Origin of the sequence: Yersinia vastinensis, assembly GCF_044905075.1 — a bacterium.
GTDB classification, from domain to species: domain Bacteria; phylum Pseudomonadota; class Gammaproteobacteria; order Enterobacterales; family Enterobacteriaceae; genus Yersinia; species Yersinia vastinensis.
Map to the genome: position 1 here is coordinate 4,507,943 of NZ_CP173260.1, position 21,926 is coordinate 4,529,868.

A 21,926-nucleotide genomic window follows, 5' to 3' on the forward strand; every position below is an offset into this window, starting at 1 on the left:
AAATCAGTCACTTAAACCCAAACGTTCACCGGCGTAAGAGCCATCCTGAACACGACGCCACCAAGATTCGTTATGCAAATACCATAATACGGTTTTGCGAATGCCGCTTTCGAACGTTTCCTGTGGCTTCCAACCCAGCTCCCGCTCAATTTTGCTGGCATCAATGGCATAGCGCATATCGTGGCCGGGCCGGTCTTTGACATAAGTAATCAAGTCACGATAGTGAGCAATTCCCGTTGGTTTTTCAGGAACCAGTTCATCTAATAAGCTGCAAATAGTTTCAACCACTTCAATATTCTTGCGCTCATTATGACCGCCGATATTGTACGTTTCGCCTACCACACCTTCGGTAACCACCTGATACAAAGCTCTGGCATGGTCTTCAACATACAACCAATCGCGAACCTGAGCGCCATTGCCATAGACTGGCAGTGGTTTGCCTGCCAACGCATTCAAAATAACCAGCGGTATCAATTTCTCAGGGAAATGGTACGGTCCGTAGTTATTTGAGCAATTCGTCACTAACGTGGGTAAGCCATAGGTTCGCAGCCAAGCGCGCACTAAATGGTCACTGGAGGCTTTGGACGCTGAATAAGGGCTACTGGGCGCATAAGGCGTAGTTTCAGTAAAGAGATCATCTGTACCATGCAGATCACCATAGACCTCATCCGTTGAGATATGGTGAAAGCGAAACGCCAGTTTTTCCTCAGCACCGAGTGGCTGCCAGTAATGGCGCGCCGCTTCCAACATCTGGTAAGTACCCATGACGTTAGTTTCGATAAAGGCAGCCGGGCCATCAATAGAGCGGTCAACATGGCTTTCTGCCGCCAGATGCATCACAACATCCGGTTGGTATTGTGCAAAAACCCGATCCAGCTCAGCGCGATCGCAAATATCAACCTGCTCAAAAGCGTAACGCTCACTGTCAGCAACCACCGCCAGTGATTCCAAATTGCCCGCGTAGGTGAGTTTATCAACCACCACCACGCTATCTGAGGTGCCATTGATAATATGTCTTACCACTGCGGAGCCGATAAAGCCGGCCCCACCGGTGACTAGAATACGTCTCAACGCCATACTCCTTTAGTGTCCACAATCCATGATTGCTTCACATCTTCAGGTTTAATCGCCTTAAATTGGCTGTGATCCACTAACATCACCAGCACATCGGCTTGCTGTAAGGCCGTCGCGGTATCTTTCAAGGTAACGTGACCCGCCAGAGACTTCGGCAACTGCTCAACATTAGGCTCAACCACCAATGTTTCACCAACGTGCCATTGGGCGATCAAATGAGCAATTTCAACTGCTGGGCTTTCACGCAGGTCATCGATATTTGGCTTAAATGCTAGGCCGAAACAGGCAATTTTCACTTCAGAGGCCCGTTTATCAGTCGCCGCTAGACAATCCGCCACAGCCGCTTTCACCCGGTCAACAACCCACAGTGGTTTGCCATCATTCACCAACCGTGCGGTATGAATCAGACGGGCCAGTTGTGGATTTTGAGAAACGATAAACCAAGGGTCTACAGCAATACAATGGCCGCCAACACCCGGGCCTGGCTGCAAGATATTCACACGTGGGTGACGATTCGCCAGACGAATCAGCTCCCATACATTGATCCCCTGCTCAGCACAAATCAGTGACAGCTCATTGGCAAAGGCAATATTCACGTCACGGAAGCTGTTTTCAGTCAGCTTGCACATTTCAGCGGTGCGGGAGTTCGTCACCACACACTCACCTTCTAGGAAAATTTTATACAGCTCACTGGCGCGGGCAGAACATTTTGGCGTCATACCACCGATAACACGGTCATTTTGAATCAGTTCGACCATCACCTGCCCCGGCAACACACGCTCAGGGCAATAAGCGATATTAATATCTGCCTCTTCACCTGCTTGTTGCGGGAAACTTAAATCAGGGCGAGCTTCTGCTAACCATTGTGCCATTTGTTCAGTGGCACCCACTGGAGATGTAGACTCCAGAATCACCAAATCGCCTTTTTTCAGTACAGGGGCAATAGATTTAGCGGCTGATTCGACAAAAACCATATCGGGTTCATGATCGCCTTTAAACGGTGTCGGCACGGCAATGAGAAACGCATCTGCTGGCAGTGGTTTGGTTACTGCCTGCAGGTAACCCCCTTCGACAGCAATTTTTACCACTTTATCTAAATCCGGCTCCACGATATGGATAGCACCGCGATTAATAGTTTCAACGGCATGGGCGTTAACATCAACACCAATCACTTTCTTCTTGCGCGACGCGAAAGCAGCAGCAGTTGGCAGACCAATATACCCAAGACCGATAACAGAAATAGTTTCAAAACTCATAGCGTCACCTGATGATTCTTTAAAGCTTCAAGGATGCGTTGACAGGCGTGCCCGTCACCGTAAGGATTATGTGCCCGTGTCATTTGATGATAGGCAGTTTCATCAGTCAGTAAGCGGGTCACTGCATCGACAATCTTATTAATATTAGTGCCTACCAACAAAACAGTACCGGAATCGACAGCTTCTGGACGCTCTGTTGTATCGCGCATCACCAGTACTGGCTTACCTAATGAAGGCGCTTCTTCCTGAATACCACCGGAATCTGTCAAAATGAGATACGCGTGGTTCATCAAATAAACAAATGGCAGATAATCTTGCGGGTCGATCAGAATAATATTATCAATCCCTTTCAAGATACGGTTAACCGGCTCACTGACATTTGGATTGAGATGTACGGGGTAGACAACCTGAACATCAGGGTGTTTACGGGCGATTTCAGCCAATGCACTACAGATACGCTCAAACCCGCCACCAAAACTCTCACGACGGTGGCCTGTGACCAAAATCATCTTCTTATTGGCATCAAGGAATGGATAGCGATCAGCCAAACTGGCTCGCAGCTCTGGATTATTCATCACCCGATCCCGAACCCAGAACAGCGCATCAATCACGGTATTGCCCGTCACAAAAATACGATTTTCTGGCACCATTTCACGTAACAGATTCTGTCGGGAGTTTTCCGTCGGCGCAAAATGATACATGGCAAGATGACCCGTCAATTGACGGTTGGCTTCTTCCGGCCATGGAGAATAGAGGTTCCCGGTACGTAAGCCAGCTTCGACATGGCCAACAGGGATACGATGATAAAATGCAGCAAGGCTGGTCGACAGGGTTGTCGTGGTGTCACCATGCACGAGGATAACGTCTGGCTTAAACTCCGCCAGCACGGGTTTTAACCCCTCCAGAATTCGGCAGGTTATTTCCGTTAATCCCTGACCCGGTTTCATGATATTCAAATCATAATCCGGTTGAATCTCAAATAAACGTAACACTTGATCCAACATCTCACGATGTTGGGCAGTGACACAAACTCTTGATTCAAAGGCTTCATCCTGAGCCAAGGCATGCACCAGAGGAGCCATTTTAATGGCTTCAGGCCGGGTGCCAAAAACAGTCAACACTTTCACAGTGAATCTCTTTAAGGTCAGTTAGCCGCAGACAGCGCCTGCAAGTTGGGTGCACAATGCACCCATTAACGATTTATACTCTTCTACAGCAAAGACTTATGCTTGCGTACTGGTACGGCGAACCAATACCACACCCGCGCCAACCAATGCACCGATGGCACCCCACATTATCAGTAGGAATACACGACGTGGGCTATCACGGGTTACCGGATCTTCAGGGGTACGTAAGTAACGGTATGCCTGGAATGTTTTATCCAGTGTTGGCCCAACATTTAATGTTGCCAGCATTGCACGATTCTGATCGTAATCAATATCAAAACTTGGGCCGGTAGCTTGCAAGGTTTCCAAACGAGCCTCGAGCATTGGCTTGCCTAGCATAAACATCTTGGAGTCCGGTAATTGCTCCGCTGGGGTATCTGTTTGATTACGATTAATCCCTTGCTGGTCTGCAACTTTTAATGCTTGCTTGACCGCAGCAACTTCACGGTCGAACACCGCTTGAGCCACGGCTTCTTGCCGTTGAACTTGTGCTTTCATTGATTGAGTTCGAGCCGCCCAAGCGCCCTGAATTTCATCATTTAAATGGCTGGCCGCACGTTGGCTGGCAAAATCAATGTAACTACGCAGTAATTTATTGGAATCGCTGGCGGTTTCAGCCGTCAATTTAATACTGTCATTCAGTATTTTTTTGTCATCACGTGGGGTGAAAACAATATTATTGACTAACTCATCCAACAATGCGGCATCCGCTTTGGCATCACCTTCCAGGCGCTGCTTGTAGTAATCACTTTGCAGCCAGAAATCACGACGGGTATCGTAAGCTGCCAACTGAGTAATAAACTCACCGTATGCTTCGTCAGAGATGCCCGGCTGCTCACTGGCAACACCACTGTTGATGCGAGTATCCAGATTGCGTAAAAATTGCTGCTGGGAATAGTAACCGCCCAGATTATTGACTGTTGGCCGGTCAGTAATTGCCGTCGCACTCCACTGCTGTTTCACCATATAGGAGACACCCAGCGCTATTGCAGCAAAGAGAATTGCCATACCGATAATCCACACTTTACCGCGCCAAAGAGTGCGGCACAGGCTGCGGATGTCTAACTCGTTATCCACAGCAAGCTCATTATTGGTAGATCCTGTTTTATCAGTCGACATAGATTCTGGTTTCATCACTGCCTAAAAGCCTCTGGTTAAGATTCATGCTTATTTTGCGATGCACGGCGCATACGACGCTTGATGCGCTTGATAAAACGCGCCACTCGCCATGCCCGTTTAATGCAGTAGCCATATAACAGAAATGCAAGCAAGAATAATGCCAACATGACCCATTCAGGTACAAATGTTAGCCGTTCTCCGATAACACCCACCGCAGCTAACAGTGCCGCAGCCAATGTGATTAAGACAAAAGCCTGCCGAGAAGTAAAACCGGCACGCATAATTAAGTGATGGATATGTTGACGGTCTGGGGAGAACGGACTCATGCCTTTGCGTAAGCGCCGATACATGATGGCAATCATATCCATCAATGGAATGGCAATAATCCATAATGCGGTGACAGGATTAATCGGGTGTGCGTTACCTTGCGTACTTTGTAACAGCATCCAAATTGCAGTGAAACCAATCAGAGTACTGCCAGCATCACCCATAAAAACTTTATAGCGACGGCCTAATAATCCAAGGTTGAGCAAGATATAAGGCAGAATGGCCGCGATCATTGCAAAACACCACAGTGCTAATGCCATCTGCCCACTTTGATACAGCAGAATCCCCATTGCGCCAAAAGAGACACAGGATAGACCGCCCAGCAAACCATCAATGCCATCCACCATATTGAACGCATTTATCGCCGCCCATACTGCAAACAGTGTCACAACATAACCAAACGGCCCTAACACCATTTCCCATGGGCCAAAAGCATGCCCCAGGCTGCGCAAATAAAGCCCGGCGAAAACCATCATAGCAATACCAACCAACGCCTGAACAAAGGCGCGGATTTTCACACTAATATCGAATCGGTCATCTAAAGCACCAACAAACACCAATAAACCGGCGCAACCGAGATATAAGCGGAAATGGGGGATCTGCTGGTTAGTAATCAGGAAGGTAAAGCAAATACCTGCAAACACAGATATTCCGCCCACTAATGGGATCAACCCTTGGTGGCGCTTACGATAATTGGGCTTATCAACTAATCCAATTTTCTTGGCAACTTTGCGAGCAACAAATAAAAATGCCAGAGAAAACAGGAAAATAACAAATATTTCAGTACTCATAGTGAGTAAGTTCACGTTTAACCGCTCTCTGCAAAAAGATACGACAGCTTAACATGTGGCTTGGCGTATACCATGCCAGCCCCATGCTTTCAGTTATTTCTGAATATGATGACAGCCTTGCTTGTTATTCCCAACTCTATTTTTGGTATTTTCTCGCCAATAATGACAATTAAGAGCAAAAATAGAGACAGGTTCAATTGATTCATCCACATCATGGATAACAATCCCGGCTATCCTATATTCCAAATGCAAAAAACGCCACGACTGAGCGTGGCGTTTTGATAGAACAGGCGAAACTTACGAACGTCTCATGTTATCAAAGAACTGATCGTTAGTTTTTGCTGTTGCCAATTTGCTGATGAGGAACTCCATGGCATCGATCTCACCCATTGGATGAAGGATGCGACGTAAGATCCACATTTTTTGCAGCTCTTCAGTGGTCGTCAACAGCTCTTCTTTACGAGTACCTGAACGGTTGAAGTCAATCGCTGGGAACACACGTTTCTCGGCAATTTTGCGCGATAAATGCAGTTCCATGTTGCCGGTACCTTTAAATTCTTCATAGATAACTTCATCCATTTTAGAACCGGTATCAACCAACGCAGTAGCAATGATGGTCAGGCTACCGCCCTCTTCAACATTACGTGCGGCACCAAAGAAACGTTTAGGGCGATGCAAGGCATTTGCATCCACACCACCGGTCAGCACTTTGCCTGAAGCAGGAACCACGGTGTTGTAGGCACGGGCTAAACGAGTAATCGAGTCCAGTAAAATGATAACGTCTTTTTTATGCTCAACCAGACGTTTCGCTTTCTCGATAACCATTTCAGCCACTTGCACGTGGCGAGACGCTGGCTCGTCAAAAGTAGAAGCAATAACTTCACCTTTCACCAAACGTTGCATCTCGGTCACTTCTTCCGGACGCTCGTCAATCAGCAATACCATTAAGACGCAATCAGGGTGGTTATAAGCAATGCTGGTTGCAATGTTTTGCAACAGCATGGTTTTACCCGCCTTTGGCGGAGCCACAATCAGACCACGTTGGCCGCGACCAATTGGTGATGCCAAATCCAGTACACGAGCAGTTAAATCTTCAGTCGAACCATTCCCTCGTTCCATGCGCAGACGAGAATTGGCATGTAATGGAGTTAAGTTTTCGAACAGGATTTTGTTACGGGCGTTTTCCGGTTTGTCATAGTTAACTTCGTTAACTTTCAACAGTGCAAAATAACGCTCACCTTCTTTCGGTGGACGAATCTTACCGGCAACGGTATCACCAGTGCGGAGGTTGAAACGGCGAATTTGGCTTGGGGATACATAGATGTCGTCGGGACCGGCGAGGTAGGAGCTGTCTGCTGAACGGAGGAAACCAAATCCATCCTGCAATATCTCCAACACGCCATCACCGAAGATATCTTCTCCACTTTTCGCATGCTGCTTAAGAATAGAGAAAATAATATCTTGTTTACGCATCCGGGCCAGGTTTTCCAGCCCCATATTTTCGCCAAGTGTTATCAGATCAGAAACCGGCGTGTTCTTTAATTCGGTAAGATTCATAATGGTGGGTTCTTAAACTCGGGGTATGTCTCGAACTATGGTCGTGAATGGTATGGCAGCGTCATCCGTGCCTGTTTAACGGGACATTCAATCACCGGCCTTGGGACAAACTACGCAAGTAATGACTTACGCAAGATTTGCGCGACACAACGGTATAAAGATTGAAGGTGCCTTAGACTGATTTTGTAAAACCACTAGACTGTCAAAAACTGATTGAGTTCATACATATTCTCAACACAAATTATTTCGACATAGAGTAAAACTTTAGATTCAAACTATTTAGATGCTACAGACTATTTCTTAGATACTAAAGAATAAGCTAGATGCTACAAACCCGGACTCAATACACAGGAATGTTCTATACGCAGTGAGGTAAACTTAACACGCTTCTTTGCAGGCGTCTAGCGGTCAGTGTGAGAAATCACAACTGCCGCTAAACACACCCTACAGCCTTGAAGCCACAGCGGTGTTAGCGACACTCACTTGCGGCAATCCGTGACCTGAGTCAACGCATTGGAACTTGCTTGTGTGCGACCTTGCTGCAACATCAATGGCATTGGGTGCTGGCGATTTAACGCCGCTTACAGATTTGCATCCAAGAAGGCTTTAAGCTGACCTTTAGACAAGGCGCCCACCTTGGTGGCGACAACTTCACCGTCGCGGAACAGCAACAGCGTAGGAATGCCACGGATACCATATTTTGGTGCCGTACCCTGATTGTCATCAATATTCAATTTAGTGACGGTCAGTCTACCTTCATACTCTTCAGCAATTTCATCCAAAATCGGAGCAATCATCTTGCACGGACCACACCATTCTGCCCAGAAATCGACCAGAACCAGGCCGCTGGCTTTCAGCACGTCAGTGTCGAAGCTGTCGTCACTCAGGTGAATAATTTTATCGCTCATGTTCTACTCCAAAGGATTGTGTCTACCTCGTTGGTGTAGCATTAACCAACAATAGGATGACTTTATTTCACCGGATACGCTTTCGTAAAGCAATAGTTAGCTGATATTCTACCACACTATGAGCAAAACACACTTGACCGAACAGAAGTTTTCCGACTTCGCCCTGCACCCGCTAGTTATTGAAGCCCTTGAAAACAAAGGATTTCAATATTGTACGCCGATTCAGGCGTTAGCATTGCCACTCACCCTATCCGGGCGTGATGTAGCGGGTCAGGCGCAAACAGGAACCGGCAAGACGCTGGCATTCTTAGCGTCTACTTTCCATTATTTGCTTTCTCACCCGGCAGAAGAGGGTCGCCAGACTAATCAACCACGCGCATTGATTATGGCACCAACGCGTGAATTAGCAGTGCAAATTCACTCCGATGCAGAATCACTTTCCCAGATGACCGGGCTGAAATTAGGCTTGGCTTATGGTGGTGACGGCTACGACAAACAGCTTAAAGTGCTGGAGAGTGGCGTTGATATTCTGATCGGCACCACTGGCCGTTTAATCGACTACGCAAAACAAAATTACATTAACCTTGGCGCCATTCAGGTGGTGGTATTGGATGAAGCGGATCGGATGTACGATCTGGGCTTTATCAAAGATATCCGCTGGCTATTCCGCCGTATGCCTTCTGTTGATAAGCGTTTAAACATGTTGTTCTCTGCCACTCTCTCGTATCGGGTACGTGAATTGGCCTTTGAACAGATGAATAATGCAGAATATATTGAAGTGGAACCGTTACAAAAAACCGGTCACCGCATCAAAGAAGAGCTGTTCTACCCTTCAAATGAAGAAAAAATGCGTCTGCTTCAGACGTTGATTGAAGAAGAATGGCCAGACCGCTGTATTATTTTTGCTAATACCAAGCATCGTTGTGAAGAAATCTGGGGCCATTTAGCGGCTGACGGTCATCGTGTCGGTCTATTGACTGGTGATGTGGCACAGAAAAAACGCCTGCGAATTCTGGAAGATTTTACCAAAGGTGATTTGGATATTCTGGTTGCAACCGATGTTGCTGCCCGCGGTCTGCATATTCCACTGGTCACCCATGTCTTCAACTATGACTTACCAGATGACTGTGAAGACTATGTTCACCGCATTGGCCGTACCGGTCGTGCTGGCGAAAGTGGTCATTCCATTAGCTTGGCATGTGAAGAGTACGCATTAAACTTACCGGCTATTGAGACCTATACCGGTCATAGCATTCCGGTAAGCAAATATAATAGCGATGCGCTATTAACCGATTTGCCGGCGCCAAAACGTCTGGCCCGTACCCGTACAGGGAATGGCCCACGCCGTAACTCTGCCCCACGCCGTAATAGTGGTGTACCGCGGAATAACCGTAAGCGACCGAGCTGATAAATGATGCTAAGTTCCACCTCACTTTATGCTGCCATCGATCTTGGCTCCAACAGTTTTCATATGTTGGTGGTACGTGAGGTGGCAGGCAGTATCCAAACTCTGGCTAGAATCAAACGGAAAGTCCGTCTGGCCGCGGGCTTGGATACGCAAAATCACCTATCGCAAGAAGCCATGGAACGTGGCTGGCAATGTCTGAAGTTATTTTCAGAGCGTTTGCAGGACATTCCTCTGGATCAGATCCGCGTGGTGGCGACAGCGACTCTGCGCTTGGCCTCAAATGCGGAAGAGTTTTTGCAAACTGCGACAGAGATCCTCGGTTGTCCCATTCAGGTCATCAGTGGGGAAGAAGAAGCCCGCCTGATTTATCACGGTGTGGCACATACCACCGGTGGGCCGGAGCAGCGTCTGGTGGTGGATATTGGCGGTGGCAGCACCGAGCTGGTAACAGGCAGTGGCGCTCAGGCCAATATTCTGGTTAGTTTATCAATGGGTTGTGTTACTTGGCTAGAGCGTTACTTTAGTGACCGCAATCTGGCTAAAGATAATTTTGAACGCGCTGAACTGGCTGCTCGCGAGATGCTCAAACCCATCGCCGAACGTTTTCGTCATCATGGTTGGCAAATTTGTGTCGGCGCTTCTGGTACCGTTCAAGCATTGCAAGAGATCATGGTTGCGCAGGGGATGGATGAACTGATCACCTTAGCCAAATTGCAACAACTTAAGCAACGAGCCATTCAGTGCGGCAAGCTAGAAGAGCTGGAAATCCCCGGTTTAACACTGGAGCGAGCGCTGGTTTTTCCTAGCGGGTTATCTATTTTAATCGCGATATTCCAAGAACTGGCGATTGAGAGCATGACACTGGCTGGCGGTGCACTGCGTGAAGGTTTAGTCTACGGTATGCTTCATTTGCCGGTAGAGCAGGATATTCGCAGCCGAACGGTGCGAAATTTGCAACGCCGCTATTTCCTTGATACCGAGCAAGCCAAGCGTGTCAGCAAACTGGCTGATAGTTTTTTAATTCAGGTAGAAAAAGAGTGGCATCTTGATGGCCGATGTCGTGAGTTATTGCAAAATGCCTGTTTGATTCATGAAATTGGTCTAAGCGTCGATTTTAAACGCGCTCCCCAACATGCTGCTTACCTGATTCGCAATCTGGATTTACCCGGTTTTACCCCTGCTCAAAAACTTCTGCTTTCTGCTTTGCTACAAAACCAGTGTGATACCCTCGATTTGTCACTGCTCAATCAGCAAAATGCATTGCCGGTAGATATGGCACAACATCTGTGCCGCTTGCTGCGTCTGGCGATTATTTTCTCCAGCCGTCGGCGGGATGACACCTTACCAGCCGTTAGATTGCGCGCTAATGGCGAGGCACTTTATGTACTGCTGCCTCAGGGCTGGCTGCAACAACATCCTTACCGAGCAGAAGCATTAGAACAAGAAAGTCATTGGCAGAGCTATGTTCAATGGCCCCTATTGTTAGAAGAACTCAATTAAGTTTCCATTCTGTGGGGTGGCCGTTGGTCGCCCTACTTTCCCACTATTTTACCTCCCAAACGTGCATCTCTTACCTGTTACCCCTTACAAAATAAAGCAAAACTATCAGAATGTGATCGTCGCCAGCTTAAAATAGAAACAATGTGTGTATTTTTATAAAACAGCGTTTCTTTATTGTATTCAATGTTTCATTCGCCACCTCTAGGGAAGAACGCTGCATCCTAATTGCAAGCCAAAATGCTTAATCTCATTAATGAGGAACAAAAATGCGAGCACAGCTTCAACGCCCTCATGCCATTGGTACACTGGTGATTATCTCCAGTCTGATGGTCGGCGCCCCTATGGCAATGGCAGCCAAATCAAGTCATCATGACGCCCCGCAGCAGTTACAGGTTCCTACCCTTGCTTATGACGAAAGCAGCATTGTTCTGGTGTGGAAAGCACCGGAAGATACTCGCAAAATTGTCGATTATCAGATTTACTCTGCCGGGAAATTGCTAGGTAAAGCCAGCGATAACAATGATAAATTCTCACCGGCCAAGCCCTATATTGATCACTTCTATACCAATGACAAAGATAATTTCCAGCATAAAATCGTGATGCAAAACTTTACGGTAACGGGGCTGAAACCTGAAACCCGCTATCAATTTACGGTGAAAGCACAATACGCCGATGGCTCCTTATCTGCGGCAAGTTCCCCCATTACGGCAAAAACCACGGCCAAACCCCAGATTGTGAATGTACGCGATTTCGGCGCAGTAGATGATGGTAAGACGTTGAATACCAAAGCGATACAACAGGCAATTGATAGCTGCAAGCCAGGCTGTCGCGTTGATATCCCTGCGGGTACCTACAAAAGCGGCGCATTGTGGCTGAAGAGTGATATGACCCTCAACCTCCTCGCAGGCGCAACATTACTCGGCTCGGAGAATCCCGAAGATTATCCAGCAGGTTACCGCCTGTATCCTTATTCCACCATTGAACGCCCTGCTTCACTGATCAATGCCATCGATCCCAATAACAGTAAGCCCGGTACATTCCGTAATATTCGGATTACCGGTTCAGGGGTAATTGATGGCAATGGTTGGTTAAGAGCGAAAACCGCTGAGATTACTGATGAGCTAGGCCACCCATTACCGCAATATGTGGCGAGTAAGAACAGTAAAGTGCATGAAGATGGCATTCTGGCCAAAAATCAGGTTGAGAAGGCTGTTTCTGAAGGTATGGATTTAAAAAATGCCTATGGTCAGCGCCGCTCTAGCCTGATGACATTGCGTGGGGTAGAGAATGTGTATCTGGCGGGCTTTACGGTTCGTAACCCGGCATTCCACGGCATCATGAATTTGGAAAACCATAATGTTGTTGCTAACGGATTAATTCACCAAACATATGATGCAAATAACGGCGACGGCATCGAGTTTGGTAATAGCCAGAATGTCATGGTGTTTAACAACTTCTTTGATACTGGCGATGATTGCATCAACTTTGCGGCTGGTACAGGGGAAAAGGCACAGCAACAAGAACCAATGAAAGGTGCATGGCTATTTAATAACTATTTCCGAATGGGGCATGGTGCCATCGTCACGGGCAGTCATACCGGTGCTTGGATTGAGGATATTTTGGCTGAAAATAACGTTATGTTCCTGACGGATATCGGCTTACGCGCCAAGAGCACCAGTACCATTGGTGGCGGAGCACGTAATGTAACGTTTCGAAATAATGCGATGCGCGACTTAGCTAAACAGGTGATGGTTATGACATTGGATTATGCTGATAGCAATGCCAATATTGATTATCCACCGGCCAAGATACCTGCTCAGTTCTATGATTTCACAGTAAAAAATGTGACGGTGGATAATACTACCGGCAAAAATGCATCCATTGAAATCAAAGGGGATAGTGCTAATCAAGCTTGGCATCGCTTGGTACACGTTAATAATGTGCAATTTAACAATGTCACACCGACCGCCATCAGTGATTTACGTGACAGCGAATTTAATAAAGTCACCTTTACTGAATTGCGCGGTGATACACCGTGGCACTTCCGTGATATAAAAAATGTCACAGTGGATGGCAAGCCTGTCACGCCGTAATGCACATTGCATGTAAATAGATAAAAAATGGGCGGTTATTTATCCATGATAAAAAACCGCCCATTGCTGTTCTTTGTATCTACTCCCTACTACGATTTTTTGGCTTTCTCTAGCTGGGCACGAATATTAGCCAAATGGCTCTGCCCTTTTTGCATCCGCTCTTGTGGGCTAACCACTTTACGTTCATTTTCCCATTTCAAATCGTCCTGCGGTAATTCCATCAAGAAACGGCTGGGTTCCGGCCGAATCAATTCACCATACTGACGCCGCTCTTTGCATAAGGTGAAAAACAGCTCGCGCTGCGCACGGGTGATGCCCACATAGGCCAACCGCCGTTCTTCATCCACATTATCTTCATCAATGCTACTTTGGTGTGGTAACAACCCTTCTTCCATACCGACCAAAAATACATAAGGGAATTCCAACCCTTTTGAAGCATGTAACGTCATCAGTTGTACTTGATCCAACTCCTCGTCACTCTCTCCACGTTCCATCATGTCGCGCAGGGTAAAGCGCGTGACAACTTGGGTCAGTGTCATCGGCTCATTCAGTTCTGAGCCTTCCAACATTTCGGTCATCCAACTGAATAATAAATTGACGTTTTTCATCCTCATTTCAGCCGCTTTTGGGCTGGGAGAGGTTTCAAAGAGCCAACTCTCATAATCGATGCCGTGGATTAAATCCCGCACTGCTGCCACGGGTTCGCGATCCACCAGCCGGATAATACCGTCGATCCAATGCGTGAAACGCTGTAATGACTCCAGACCTCGGCCCTTTAAGTGCTCGCCAAGCCCTATATCAAAACTGGCACGGAACAATCTCTTATTACGCAAATTAGCCCATTCACCCAACTTTTGAATGGTCGCTGAACCTATTTCACGTTTTGGCGTATTCACAATACGCAAAAATGCACTGTCATCATCCTGATTGGTCAATACCCGTAGATAAGCCAGTAAATCCTTGATCTCTGGGCGAGAGAAAAACGAATCCCCCCCTGAAATACGATAGGGGATACGGTTCTGCATCAGCAGCTTTTCAAACAGCCGTGACTGGTGATTGCCGCGATACAAAATGGCATAATCGCTGTACTGCGTCTTTTTGACAAAGTGATGAGCAATAAGCTCGCCAACCACCCTCTCAGCCTCATGATCTTCATTGTTGGCAGTAATGACTTTCAGCTCATCACCATATCCCAGCTCAGAAAACAGTCGTTTTTCAAAAACATGGGGGTTGTTGGCAATCAAGATATTCGCCGCTTTTAGAATTCGGCCAGAAGAACGGTAATTCTGCTCCAGTTTGATCACCTGCAGCTGTGGGAAATCTTCATTCAACAAGACTAAATTCTGTGGTCGTGCACCGCGCCATGAATAGATAGATTGATCATCATCACCCACCACAGTAAAACGTGCCCGGCTACCCACCAATAATTTAACCATCTGATATTGGCTAGTGTTAGTGTCTTGGTATTCATCGACTAACAGATAACGCAGACGGTTTTGCCAACGCTCGCGCACTTCCAAATTATTTTGCAGCAACAACGTCGGTAAAGAGATCAAGTCATCAAAGTCCAGCACGTTGCAGGCTTTCAAATGGGCGTCATATAAGCCATAGCAATGGACAAATAGCTTATCGCGCTCAGATCGTGCCCGTGCCGCCGCAGCCATTGGCGAGAGCAAATCGTTTTTCCAGTTAGATATCTGAGATATCAACTGTTGTAACAATGTTTTGTCGTCCTCCAACCACTTATGGGTCAGGTCTTTTAGTAGCCCCAACTGATCTTGTGCATCGAACAGCGAGAAGTTCGATTTCATCCCCAGCGCGGCATACTCTTTTTTGATAATTTCTAGCCCCAACGTATGGAACGTCGCAATCATCAATCCCCGCGCCTCTTTACGCCCCAACGTTTGAGCCACGCGTTCTTTCATCTCACGTGCGGCTTTGTTGGTGAAGGTCACCGCAGCAATATGTTTGGGCTGATAACCACACTGGCGAATCAAATGGGCAATCTTGTTTGTAATGACTCGAGTTTTGCCCGATCCCGCACCGGCCAACACCAGACAGGGTCCAGTGACGAATTCGACAGCTTGTTGTTGGCTGGGATTTAATTGCATGGCACTCAGAAGCTCTTGGGTTTACGGGGGTACAGGATTGTAGCAGAAAGTGGTTGATGAAAAAAAACCGCCTGAGGTTTTTGATTTGTAAAACCCAGCCCACAAAGACCCCATCACCGTCAAAATAGGCTACACTGGCGCGCTTCAAAACCCGATTGAAGATAACCTTCGTCCAAGACCCTATAAATTGATGGTGATTGTTACTATGGCAAACAAAGCTTCCGCGCTGCACATTCTGGTTGATGATGAAAAGCAGGCAAACGATATTCTGGCACAGTTGAATAATGGTGCGAACTTCCAGGAGTTAGCGAAAAAATTCTCTAACTGCCCGTCAAAACGTAACGGCGGTGATTTGGGCGAGTTTAATAAAGGGGATATGGTTCCTGCATTTGATAAAGCGGTATTTAGCTGCGAATTATTGCAACCTTATGGCCCGGTTAAAACCCAATTCGGTTATCACATTATTAAAGTGTTATATCGTAATTAAATTGCTCGCGCGCCACTTTATCGGTGGCGCAAATAATACTTATCGTCTCTCCATCCCCCACTGATGTAGCAGTGATAACAATACTTTTAATAACAATGCTGAAGTCATATTAGCCTAGATAGCTGTATCTAGCATGACAGTAAAGTGCGAATTTAACGTTTAAAAAGGCATTTTAATTACATCCACAATGTCATTCTTAGTGGGAAAAACAGCCAAAAAATGAATTTAACGACAAAAACAACAAGAAAGATCTTATTAATTATTTTTTGGCGAATGGAAAAAACACTTTAAATACATAATGTTATATTGAATTAACTTGCAATTTAACCCATGTAGGAACTTTCTCACATAAATTGGTTCGTTTGTCTTATGTCCAGCCCTGATTACTTTCTATATTATTCTCCTCATCAAGTAATCGACGTGAACAGAATAACACTCACTAAATTACTTAAATTAAAGCATGTGGAAACTTGGCGAGTATAGTCGAATAGTATTCGTACATATAGTCATTAACCCACTTCATATTATTAAATTAAATACTCACTCATATTTTAAACCCGAGTGAAGGTTTGATTCATATCTAATTACTGTACTGGAGTTTTAAATGAATAAGATTACTTTGGCTATTGCATTATTCTCTGCGTCTGCAACTGTTGCTATGGCAGCCAGTAATAATACTATTACTTTCCAAGGGGAAGTCACAGCACAAACCTGTTCAGTTACTGTCAACGGGGCTGATGCAAACCCAATGGTATTGTTGCCAACAGTATCAAGCAGCGATTTAGATACATCTGGTAAAACTGCCGGTAAAACTGCCTTTACACTGGGTGTTACAGGTTGTGCTCCTGGGGTTGATGACGTTAATATCAAAACTGTTTTCCTCGGCAACCAAGTTTCAGCTTCAGGTAACTTAAAGAATACAGGTACCGCATCAAACGTTGAGCTTCAATTGTTGAAAGACACCACCACAACAACAGGTATCGATCTAAATAGTGGTTTGGCACAAGATGGTATAGTGTTAAAAGCAGGTGAGACTTCAGCAGAACATGATTTTGCCGTTCAATATTATGCAACTGGTCAAGCAGCTCCTGGTTCTGTGATTGCATCCGTACAATATGCCGTTTCTTACCTGTAATATCTGTATTACTGGATAGGATATCCTCAAAGTAAATTGGCGTTGCAGGAAGTCGCAAGCACAAAGATCCCGAAACACTTAGCAGTAAGTGATTCGGGTGAATGTGCGCAGCGTCTTTTCTGCTGTGCCAAATACCGCCACCAATATAACTATTTCCCAGTCTTTTTCAGAGGGTATCCCCATGACGCTTAATACACATAGCTACCGTTATCTGTTTATCGCTTTATTAATTTTTATGGGTATATCTTTTGCTAACGCCAGTGTAGTCATGAATGGTAGTCGCATTATATATTCGGCAGGCGAGAAAGAGCACAGTGTGCAATTAACTAATAATGATAACTTTCCTAATGCTGTTCAGGTTTGGCTAGACAGCGGTGATGATAAGTCAACACCAGAAACGGGCAAGGCACCTTTTATTGTTACACCTCCGTTCTTTCGTATGGAAGCACATGCCGGTCAAACATTACGACTGAAATATACAGGCAGCGGCTTACCGACAGACAGAGAATCCGTTTTCTACCTTAACTTTTTACAAGTTCCTCCCGTCAATAAAGCAGAAAAAAATAATAAAATGTTAGTGTTGATGCGTAACCGCATTAAAGTATTTTATCGACCAGACAGCATTGTTGGCCAGGTTGATAAGGTCTCCAGCGCACTGACTTTTACTCTTCGTCAACAAGGTAAAGATGTCGTTGTGACGGGGAAAAACCCAACCGGCTTCTATGCCACTATTGCCAGCGGTGAAATTGTTGGTGGGGGTAAAAAACTGAAAATGAAATCAGAGATGATCCCACCTATGTCTCAAGCTCAATGGGTTATCCCAAATTCATCTGCACCTTCTAATGCCACGGTTAATTTCCTGATAGTCAATGATTTCGGCGGGCAAGATACCGGCAGTTATAAAATTAAGTAGTACCTTTCCGGCGAAGGAATATTTATGAGAGTTACTCAGGTTAATCTAAAAAAGACGTTCTCTGGCCGTAAGAAAGCATTAACGTTATGTATGACTTTAGTCTTACATGTTGATGCAGTATTGGCCCAAGAAGAATCACAAAATCTTGAATTTGATGAGTCTCTCTTTTTAGGTACAAAATTCGCATCAGGTTTGGATCAACTGAATAAAGAAAATTCTGTCACCGCCGGAAGTTACGATGCAGTCGATGTTTTAGTGAATAACAGACCATTAAAGCGTACGACAATTAAATTTGTTAAGAATGCTGACTCATCAGAAGTTTACCCCTGCCTGAGTGATGAATTTTTAACTGCGGCAGGTATTGAGCTAACCAATAAAGATAATATTGCGCCTCAAAAATCACCTACGGCTGAGGTAGAATCCATTCCCTCAGATTCGGAGGCTTCCTCAACAGAGCAATGCGTACCACTCGCCGAAAGGATAAAGGGAGCCTCTTTCCATTTTGATCAGGCTAAATTACGTTTAGAGCTGTCAATTCCACAGGCCTTATTACAAAAACGGCCTCGCGGTTTTATTGAGCGAAGCGAGTGGGAAGAAGGCGAAAAACTCGCATTCGTTAATTACAGCGCTAACTTTTATCGCAGCGACACAAAATCCCAATTGCAAAATAGCACTTCTGATTATGGATTTCTGGGTTTAAAAAGTGGCCTGAATTTAGGATTGTGGCAAATACGCCAACAATCAAACGTGCGTTATTCCGATAATAATAATGGCAGCGATACTCAGTGGAATAATATTCGTACCTACCTGCAACGCCCTATCCCACAACTGGATAGCCAGTTAACGCTGGGTGAAACATTTACCGACAGTACGTTATTCGGCACCATGTCTTTCCGTGGGGCGAAAATGGCGACCGACCAACGCATGTGGCCTGAGTCAATGCGCGGCTTTGCTCCTGAAGTCCGTGGTGTTGCCAGTACCAATGCGCGGGTGATTATTCGCCAGAATGGGCGTGAAATTTATGAAACTAACGTCGCTCCCGGCCCCTTTGTTATTAATGATTTGTATAGCACCACCAGCCAGGGTGATCTCAATGTTGAGGTAATAGAGGCCAATGGTAGCCGCTCGACATTTACTGTGCCATTCAGCGCAGTACCTGATTCAATGCGCCCGGGAGTGAGCCGTTATAGTGCCGTTGTTGGCGAGTCCCGCGACTTCAGCGATATCGATAACTATTTCACCGACTTTACCTATGAGCGCGGCCTGACTAACCAGCTAACAGCCAACAGTGGCCTACGTTTAGCAAAAGATTACACTGCCGTCCTGGCCGGTGGGGTACTCGGTACGCCAATTGGGGCCTTTGGCCTTAATACCACATACTCTCACGCCAAAGTTGAAGATGATCAGACTCAGGATGGCTGGCGGATGCAGGCAACGTATAGCCAGACATTCAGTGAAACGGGGACGACATTCTCATTGGCGGGATATCGCTATTCAACCAAAGGGTATCGTGATTTAAACGATGTGTTCGGTGTTCGTTCCGTGCAAAAAAATGGCGGGACATGGGACTCATCTACCTATAAACAACGCAGCCAATTTACCACCACAATCAACCAGAACTTGGGGCGATTTGGTCAACTGTTCGCCTCTGCCTCGACCAGTGATTATTATAACGATACGCAGAGAGACACCCAATTACAGTTAGGTTATTCAAATAGTTATCGGGATATCAGTTACAACGTGGCCATCAGTCGTCAGCGCAGTGTGTATACCTCAACAATGTTTGATTGGGAGAATGATGACACCAATGAGAACACAACAACAACGCGCTACGGCAATACTGAAAATATTGCGACGTTAACGGTGTCTATTCCGCTAAATATAGGTAATCGAAATCAATATTTATCTATGTCCGCCAATCGTAATCCGAAAAGTGGTAATAACTACCAGACGTCATTATCGGGGGCTGCTGGCGAACGCAATAGTTTTAACTATTCCGTCAATGCAGGCTACGACGACAGTAATATCAGCAGCAGCTCGACAAGTTGGGGGGCCAATGTGCAACAACAATTCCCTAATGCGACAGTTAATGGCAGTTATTCACGTGGCAGTAATTACACCCAATATGGTGCAGGGGCTCGTGGCGCGGCAGTAATACATAGCAAGGGTGTGACACTTGGGCCTTATCTGGGTGAAACCTTTGGCTTAATTGAAGCTGATGGTGCCCAAGGGGCGACGGTTCGTAATGCGCAAGGGGCAAGAATTGATAATAACGGTTTTGCTCTGGTCCCAGCGTTAACGCCGTATAATTACAATACAATCGCTTTAGATACCAAAGGTATTAATCGCAACACTGAGCTAAAAGAAAATCAAGGCCGCGTTGTGCCATATGCAGGGGCCGCAGTAAAAGTAAAATTCGAAACATTGACGGGTTATGCGGTATTAATTCAAACCCAAACCGCTAATGACGAAGGATTACCTCTGGGTGCAGATGTGTATAACAGCGAAGATGAAATTGTCGGTATGGTAGGTCAAGGCAACCAGATCTATGCACGTGTAAAAGATAATAAGGGTTCACTTTATGTCCGCTGGGGTGAAAACAGCGGTGAGCAATGTGAATTGCCTTATGCTTTTGGTCGCCAAGATACCGAGCAAGATATTATCCATATAACAGGCAGTTGCCGCCGTTAACAATTATGAGAAAAATAATGTTAAGACCAACAAAGCAGTTAATATCTTGCGAAGTCTCACGGCCAGCTACCGCAGTCAGTCATCGTTATCCGCCCCTACTGGCGGGTGTGATGCTATTTATTGGCCTCTGCAGTACATCGGCATGGTCTGCCTGCACCAAAATTACCCTGCAAAGCCAGCTTGGGGCTGGTGATGGTACAGCAAGTGCGTGGGCCGGTTCTCTGGATTACAATAATGGGTCACTCGGTTTGCCGGGGGTTATTGACCTTAGCACCAATGCCAACTTTCAACCGGATGGCACACTATTAGCAGCTGCCACATCAAACTTTACGACCTTTGCTTTAAATACCGGTTATGACCCTGAGCGGGTGCTATTCCGCTGTGAGGCGGCCGATGTTGATCAGCTCTTTGAAATGTATGCCACTAACGGCGATAACGATTTTGGCGGCAAGAATGAAGATGGAAATATTGCAGGCAACGTTCCTTCTGGTTTTGCCACCTATGTCCGCAATGTTGTTATCAGACTTACAAACTTATCCACCGGTGAGTATTACTCCCGGTTATGGAAAGGCCGTCGCTTAACGGATCTTGATACGGATAGCTCTGGGCGTATCTTGGTCAAAGCCAAGAATTTCAGTAACTTGTATACTGAGCTATTTCGCGTTGACTATGCCCGAGCCTCAACAAATAATGCGGCCTCTTATGCCTACGCCTATACCCAGCCCAATGCCTATATCGCGTTTAAAGGACCGGGCATCAGTGGCCCAATTGAAGGCACTGACTCGGTAGCTAACTGGCCCGGTTGGTATGGTACTTGGCCGGCATCCATAGGGCTGTATAATTATGTGACTTTCCGCCGAACTACAATTTGTGCCGTCACCAATTTTACACCGACAGTAATATTGCCCCGTATCTCGGTGGCAGAACTCAATGGCGGTAATACCAGTTCGGCTGAATTTAGTGTGGACTTTCAGTGCCAGACCGGTATTACCTCTGGAGTTACCGCAGGTACAGTCGCAATGGGCTTTCTGGTACCCGCAGCAAATGCAGCGAAAGCCCAAGCATTGGGGTTAATGAATGGTAGCGGCGGGATCAGCCATTTAGTTTCTGATAATTATGGCACCTCTGGAACCGCAAGCGGTGTTGGGATCCGTATTTACCGTAATAATAATCCGATCAATCTGTTATCAAAAAATGTCACATTAACCGGCAACGATGGTGGCTGGTATGGCATTTTCCAAGGCGCACAAGAAGTCACTGGCGCCGTGACCGGAGGCAATAGTTACACTGAGAATTTTCGGGCTGAGTTAAGCAAAATCAGCGGACAAACTGTGACGCCAGGAGCTGTGAATGCGCATGCGCAAGTGGTTATCCGTATCCAATAATATCC

The 21,926-nt window shown here is 46.2% G+C and carries 16 protein-coding genes; 8 read left to right on the forward strand and 8 right to left on the reverse strand.

Features of this window, described 5'->3' with window-relative positions; genetic code table 11:
* Positions 1-3 precede the first annotated feature (3 nt).
* The 7 genes from rffG to trxA all read right to left on the reverse strand — a co-directional run bounded on the left by rffG (position 4) and on the right by trxA (position 8,198).
* The gene (gene rffG / locus ACIOG0_RS20885; protein WP_174846863.1) at positions 4-1,077 is read right to left on the reverse strand and encodes a dTDP-glucose 4,6-dehydratase; all 1,074 of its coding nucleotides are present in this window, start codon (positions 1,075-1,077) and stop codon (positions 4-6) included.
* A complete protein-coding gene (gene wecC, locus ACIOG0_RS20890) occupies positions 1,068-2,330 on the reverse strand; it encodes a UDP-N-acetyl-D-mannosamine dehydrogenase (RefSeq protein ID WP_050100941.1) in 1,263 nt (420 codons plus the stop codon). Before wecC ends, rffG begins: the two co-directional genes overlap by 10 nt.
* The gene (wecB, locus tag ACIOG0_RS20895; RefSeq protein ID WP_050100940.1) at positions 2,327-3,457 is read right to left on the reverse strand and encodes a non-hydrolyzing UDP-N-acetylglucosamine 2-epimerase; all 1,131 of its coding nucleotides are present in this window, start codon (positions 3,455-3,457) and stop codon (positions 2,327-2,329) included. The genes wecC and wecB overlap by 4 nt, the downstream gene beginning before the upstream one ends.
* A gap of 96 nt (positions 3,458-3,553) precedes the next feature.
* Positions 3,554-4,630, reverse strand: a complete 1,077-nt coding sequence (gene wzzE / locus ACIOG0_RS20900) for an ECA polysaccharide chain length modulation protein (RefSeq protein ID WP_050100939.1) — start codon at positions 4,628-4,630, stop codon at positions 3,554-3,556.
* Between the two features lie 20 nt (positions 4,631-4,650).
* Positions 4,651-5,748: a UDP-N-acetylglucosamine--undecaprenyl-phosphate N-acetylglucosaminephosphotransferase gene (gene wecA, locus ACIOG0_RS20905; RefSeq protein ID WP_072086707.1), complete on the reverse strand. Its 1,098-nt coding sequence runs from the start codon at positions 5,746-5,748 to the stop codon at positions 4,651-4,653.
* A gap of 282 nt (positions 5,749-6,030) precedes the next feature.
* Positions 6,031-7,290: a transcription termination factor Rho gene (gene rho, locus ACIOG0_RS20910; RefSeq protein ID WP_004704159.1), complete on the reverse strand. Its 1,260-nt coding sequence runs from the start codon at positions 7,288-7,290 to the stop codon at positions 6,031-6,033.
* 581 nt (positions 7,291-7,871) lie between these two features.
* Entirely contained in the window at positions 7,872-8,198 is a 327-nt protein-coding gene (gene trxA / locus ACIOG0_RS20915; protein ID WP_050100937.1) for a thioredoxin TrxA, read from the reverse strand.
* Positions 8,199-8,316: 118 nt separating this feature from the next.
* On the opposite strand from trxA, the gene rhlB reads away from it, so the two are divergent.
* The 3 genes from rhlB to ACIOG0_RS20930 all read left to right on the forward strand — a co-directional run bounded on the left by rhlB (position 8,317) and on the right by ACIOG0_RS20930 (position 13,199).
* Positions 8,317-9,606 carry an ATP-dependent RNA helicase RhlB gene (rhlB, locus tag ACIOG0_RS20920; protein ID WP_128451663.1) on the forward strand — a complete coding sequence of 430 codons (1,290 nt, stop codon included), beginning with the start codon at positions 8,317-8,319 and terminating at the stop codon, positions 9,604-9,606.
* A 6-nt stretch (positions 9,607-9,612) separates the two neighbouring features.
* Complete coding sequence (ppx, locus tag ACIOG0_RS20925) at positions 9,613-11,106, forward strand: exopolyphosphatase (protein WP_050140312.1); 1,494 nt, start codon at positions 9,613-9,615, stop codon at positions 11,104-11,106.
* A gap of 266 nt (positions 11,107-11,372) precedes the next feature.
* Positions 11,373-13,199, forward strand: coding sequence for a glycosyl hydrolase family 28 protein (locus ACIOG0_RS20930; RefSeq protein ID WP_128451664.1), 1,827 nt, complete (start codon positions 11,373-11,375; stop codon positions 13,197-13,199).
* An 89-nt stretch (positions 13,200-13,288) separates the two neighbouring features.
* On the opposite strand, the gene rep is transcribed toward ACIOG0_RS20930, so the two are convergent.
* A complete protein-coding gene (gene rep, locus ACIOG0_RS20935; RefSeq protein ID WP_128451665.1) occupies positions 13,289-15,310 on the reverse strand; it encodes a DNA helicase Rep in 2,022 nt (673 codons plus the stop codon).
* 205 nt (positions 15,311-15,515) lie between these two features.
* Between rep and ppiC the strand changes: the two genes are divergently transcribed.
* The 5 genes from ppiC to stbD all read left to right on the forward strand — a co-directional run bounded on the left by ppiC (position 15,516) and on the right by stbD (position 21,921).
* The gene (gene ppiC / locus ACIOG0_RS20940) at positions 15,516-15,797 is read left to right on the forward strand and encodes a peptidylprolyl isomerase PpiC (RefSeq protein WP_004704164.1); all 282 of its coding nucleotides are present in this window, start codon (positions 15,516-15,518) and stop codon (positions 15,795-15,797) included.
* A gap of 604 nt (positions 15,798-16,401) precedes the next feature.
* Positions 16,402-16,932, forward strand: a complete 531-nt coding sequence (locus ACIOG0_RS20945) for a fimbrial protein (protein ID WP_050100933.1) — start codon at positions 16,402-16,404, stop codon at positions 16,930-16,932.
* A 181-nt stretch (positions 16,933-17,113) separates the two neighbouring features.
* The gene (locus tag ACIOG0_RS20950; protein ID WP_050100932.1) at positions 17,114-17,845 is read left to right on the forward strand and encodes a molecular chaperone; all 732 of its coding nucleotides are present in this window, start codon (positions 17,114-17,116) and stop codon (positions 17,843-17,845) included.
* A 24-nt stretch (positions 17,846-17,869) separates the two neighbouring features.
* Positions 17,870-20,536, forward strand: a complete 2,667-nt coding sequence (locus ACIOG0_RS20955; protein ID WP_050140302.1) for a fimbria/pilus outer membrane usher protein — start codon at positions 17,870-17,872, stop codon at positions 20,534-20,536.
* A 110-nt stretch (positions 20,537-20,646) separates the two neighbouring features.
* Positions 20,647-21,921, forward strand: coding sequence for a fimbrial usher protein StbD (gene stbD, locus ACIOG0_RS20960; protein ID WP_050100930.1), 1,275 nt, complete (start codon positions 20,647-20,649; stop codon positions 21,919-21,921).
* Positions 21,922-21,926: the final 5 nt, after the last annotated feature.

Excerpts from the sequence above, each read along its gene's own strand:
- ppiC (WP_004704164.1), top strand. The coding sequence starts at position 15,516 with ATGGCAAACAAAGCTTCCGCGCTGCACATTCTGGTTGATGATGAAAAG.
- rhlB (WP_128451663.1), top strand. The coding sequence starts at position 8,317 with ATGAGCAAAACACACTTGACCGAACAGAAGTTTTCCGACTTCGCCCTG.
- stbD (WP_050100930.1), top strand. The coding sequence starts at position 20,647 with ATGCTATTTATTGGCCTCTGCAGTACATCGGCATGGTCTGCCTGCACC.
- rep (WP_128451665.1), bottom strand. The coding sequence starts at position 15,310 with ATGCAATTAAATCCCAGCCAACAACAAGCTGTCGAATTCGTCACTGGA.
- ACIOG0_RS20955 (WP_050140302.1), top strand. The coding sequence starts at position 17,870 with ATGAGAGTTACTCAGGTTAATCTAAAAAAGACGTTCTCTGGCCGTAAG.
- ACIOG0_RS20945 (WP_050100933.1), top strand. The coding sequence starts at position 16,402 with ATGAATAAGATTACTTTGGCTATTGCATTATTCTCTGCGTCTGCAACT.
- rho (WP_004704159.1), bottom strand. The coding sequence starts at position 7,290 with ATGAATCTTACCGAATTAAAGAACACGCCGGTTTCTGATCTGATAACA.
- wecC (WP_050100941.1), bottom strand. The coding sequence starts at position 2,330 with ATGAGTTTTGAAACTATTTCTGTTATCGGTCTTGGGTATATTGGTCTG.
- ppx (WP_050140312.1), top strand. The coding sequence starts at position 9,613 with ATGCTAAGTTCCACCTCACTTTATGCTGCCATCGATCTTGGCTCCAAC.
- wzzE (WP_050100939.1), bottom strand. The coding sequence starts at position 4,630 with ATGAAACCAGAATCTATGTCGACTGATAAAACAGGATCTACCAATAAT.
- ACIOG0_RS20950 (WP_050100932.1), top strand. The coding sequence starts at position 17,114 with ATGACGCTTAATACACATAGCTACCGTTATCTGTTTATCGCTTTATTA.
- ACIOG0_RS20930 (WP_128451664.1), top strand. The coding sequence starts at position 11,373 with ATGCGAGCACAGCTTCAACGCCCTCATGCCATTGGTACACTGGTGATT.
- rffG (WP_174846863.1), bottom strand. The coding sequence starts at position 1,077 with ATGGCGTTGAGACGTATTCTAGTCACCGGTGGGGCCGGCTTTATCGGC.
- trxA (WP_050100937.1), bottom strand. The coding sequence starts at position 8,198 with ATGAGCGATAAAATTATTCACCTGAGTGACGACAGCTTCGACACTGAC.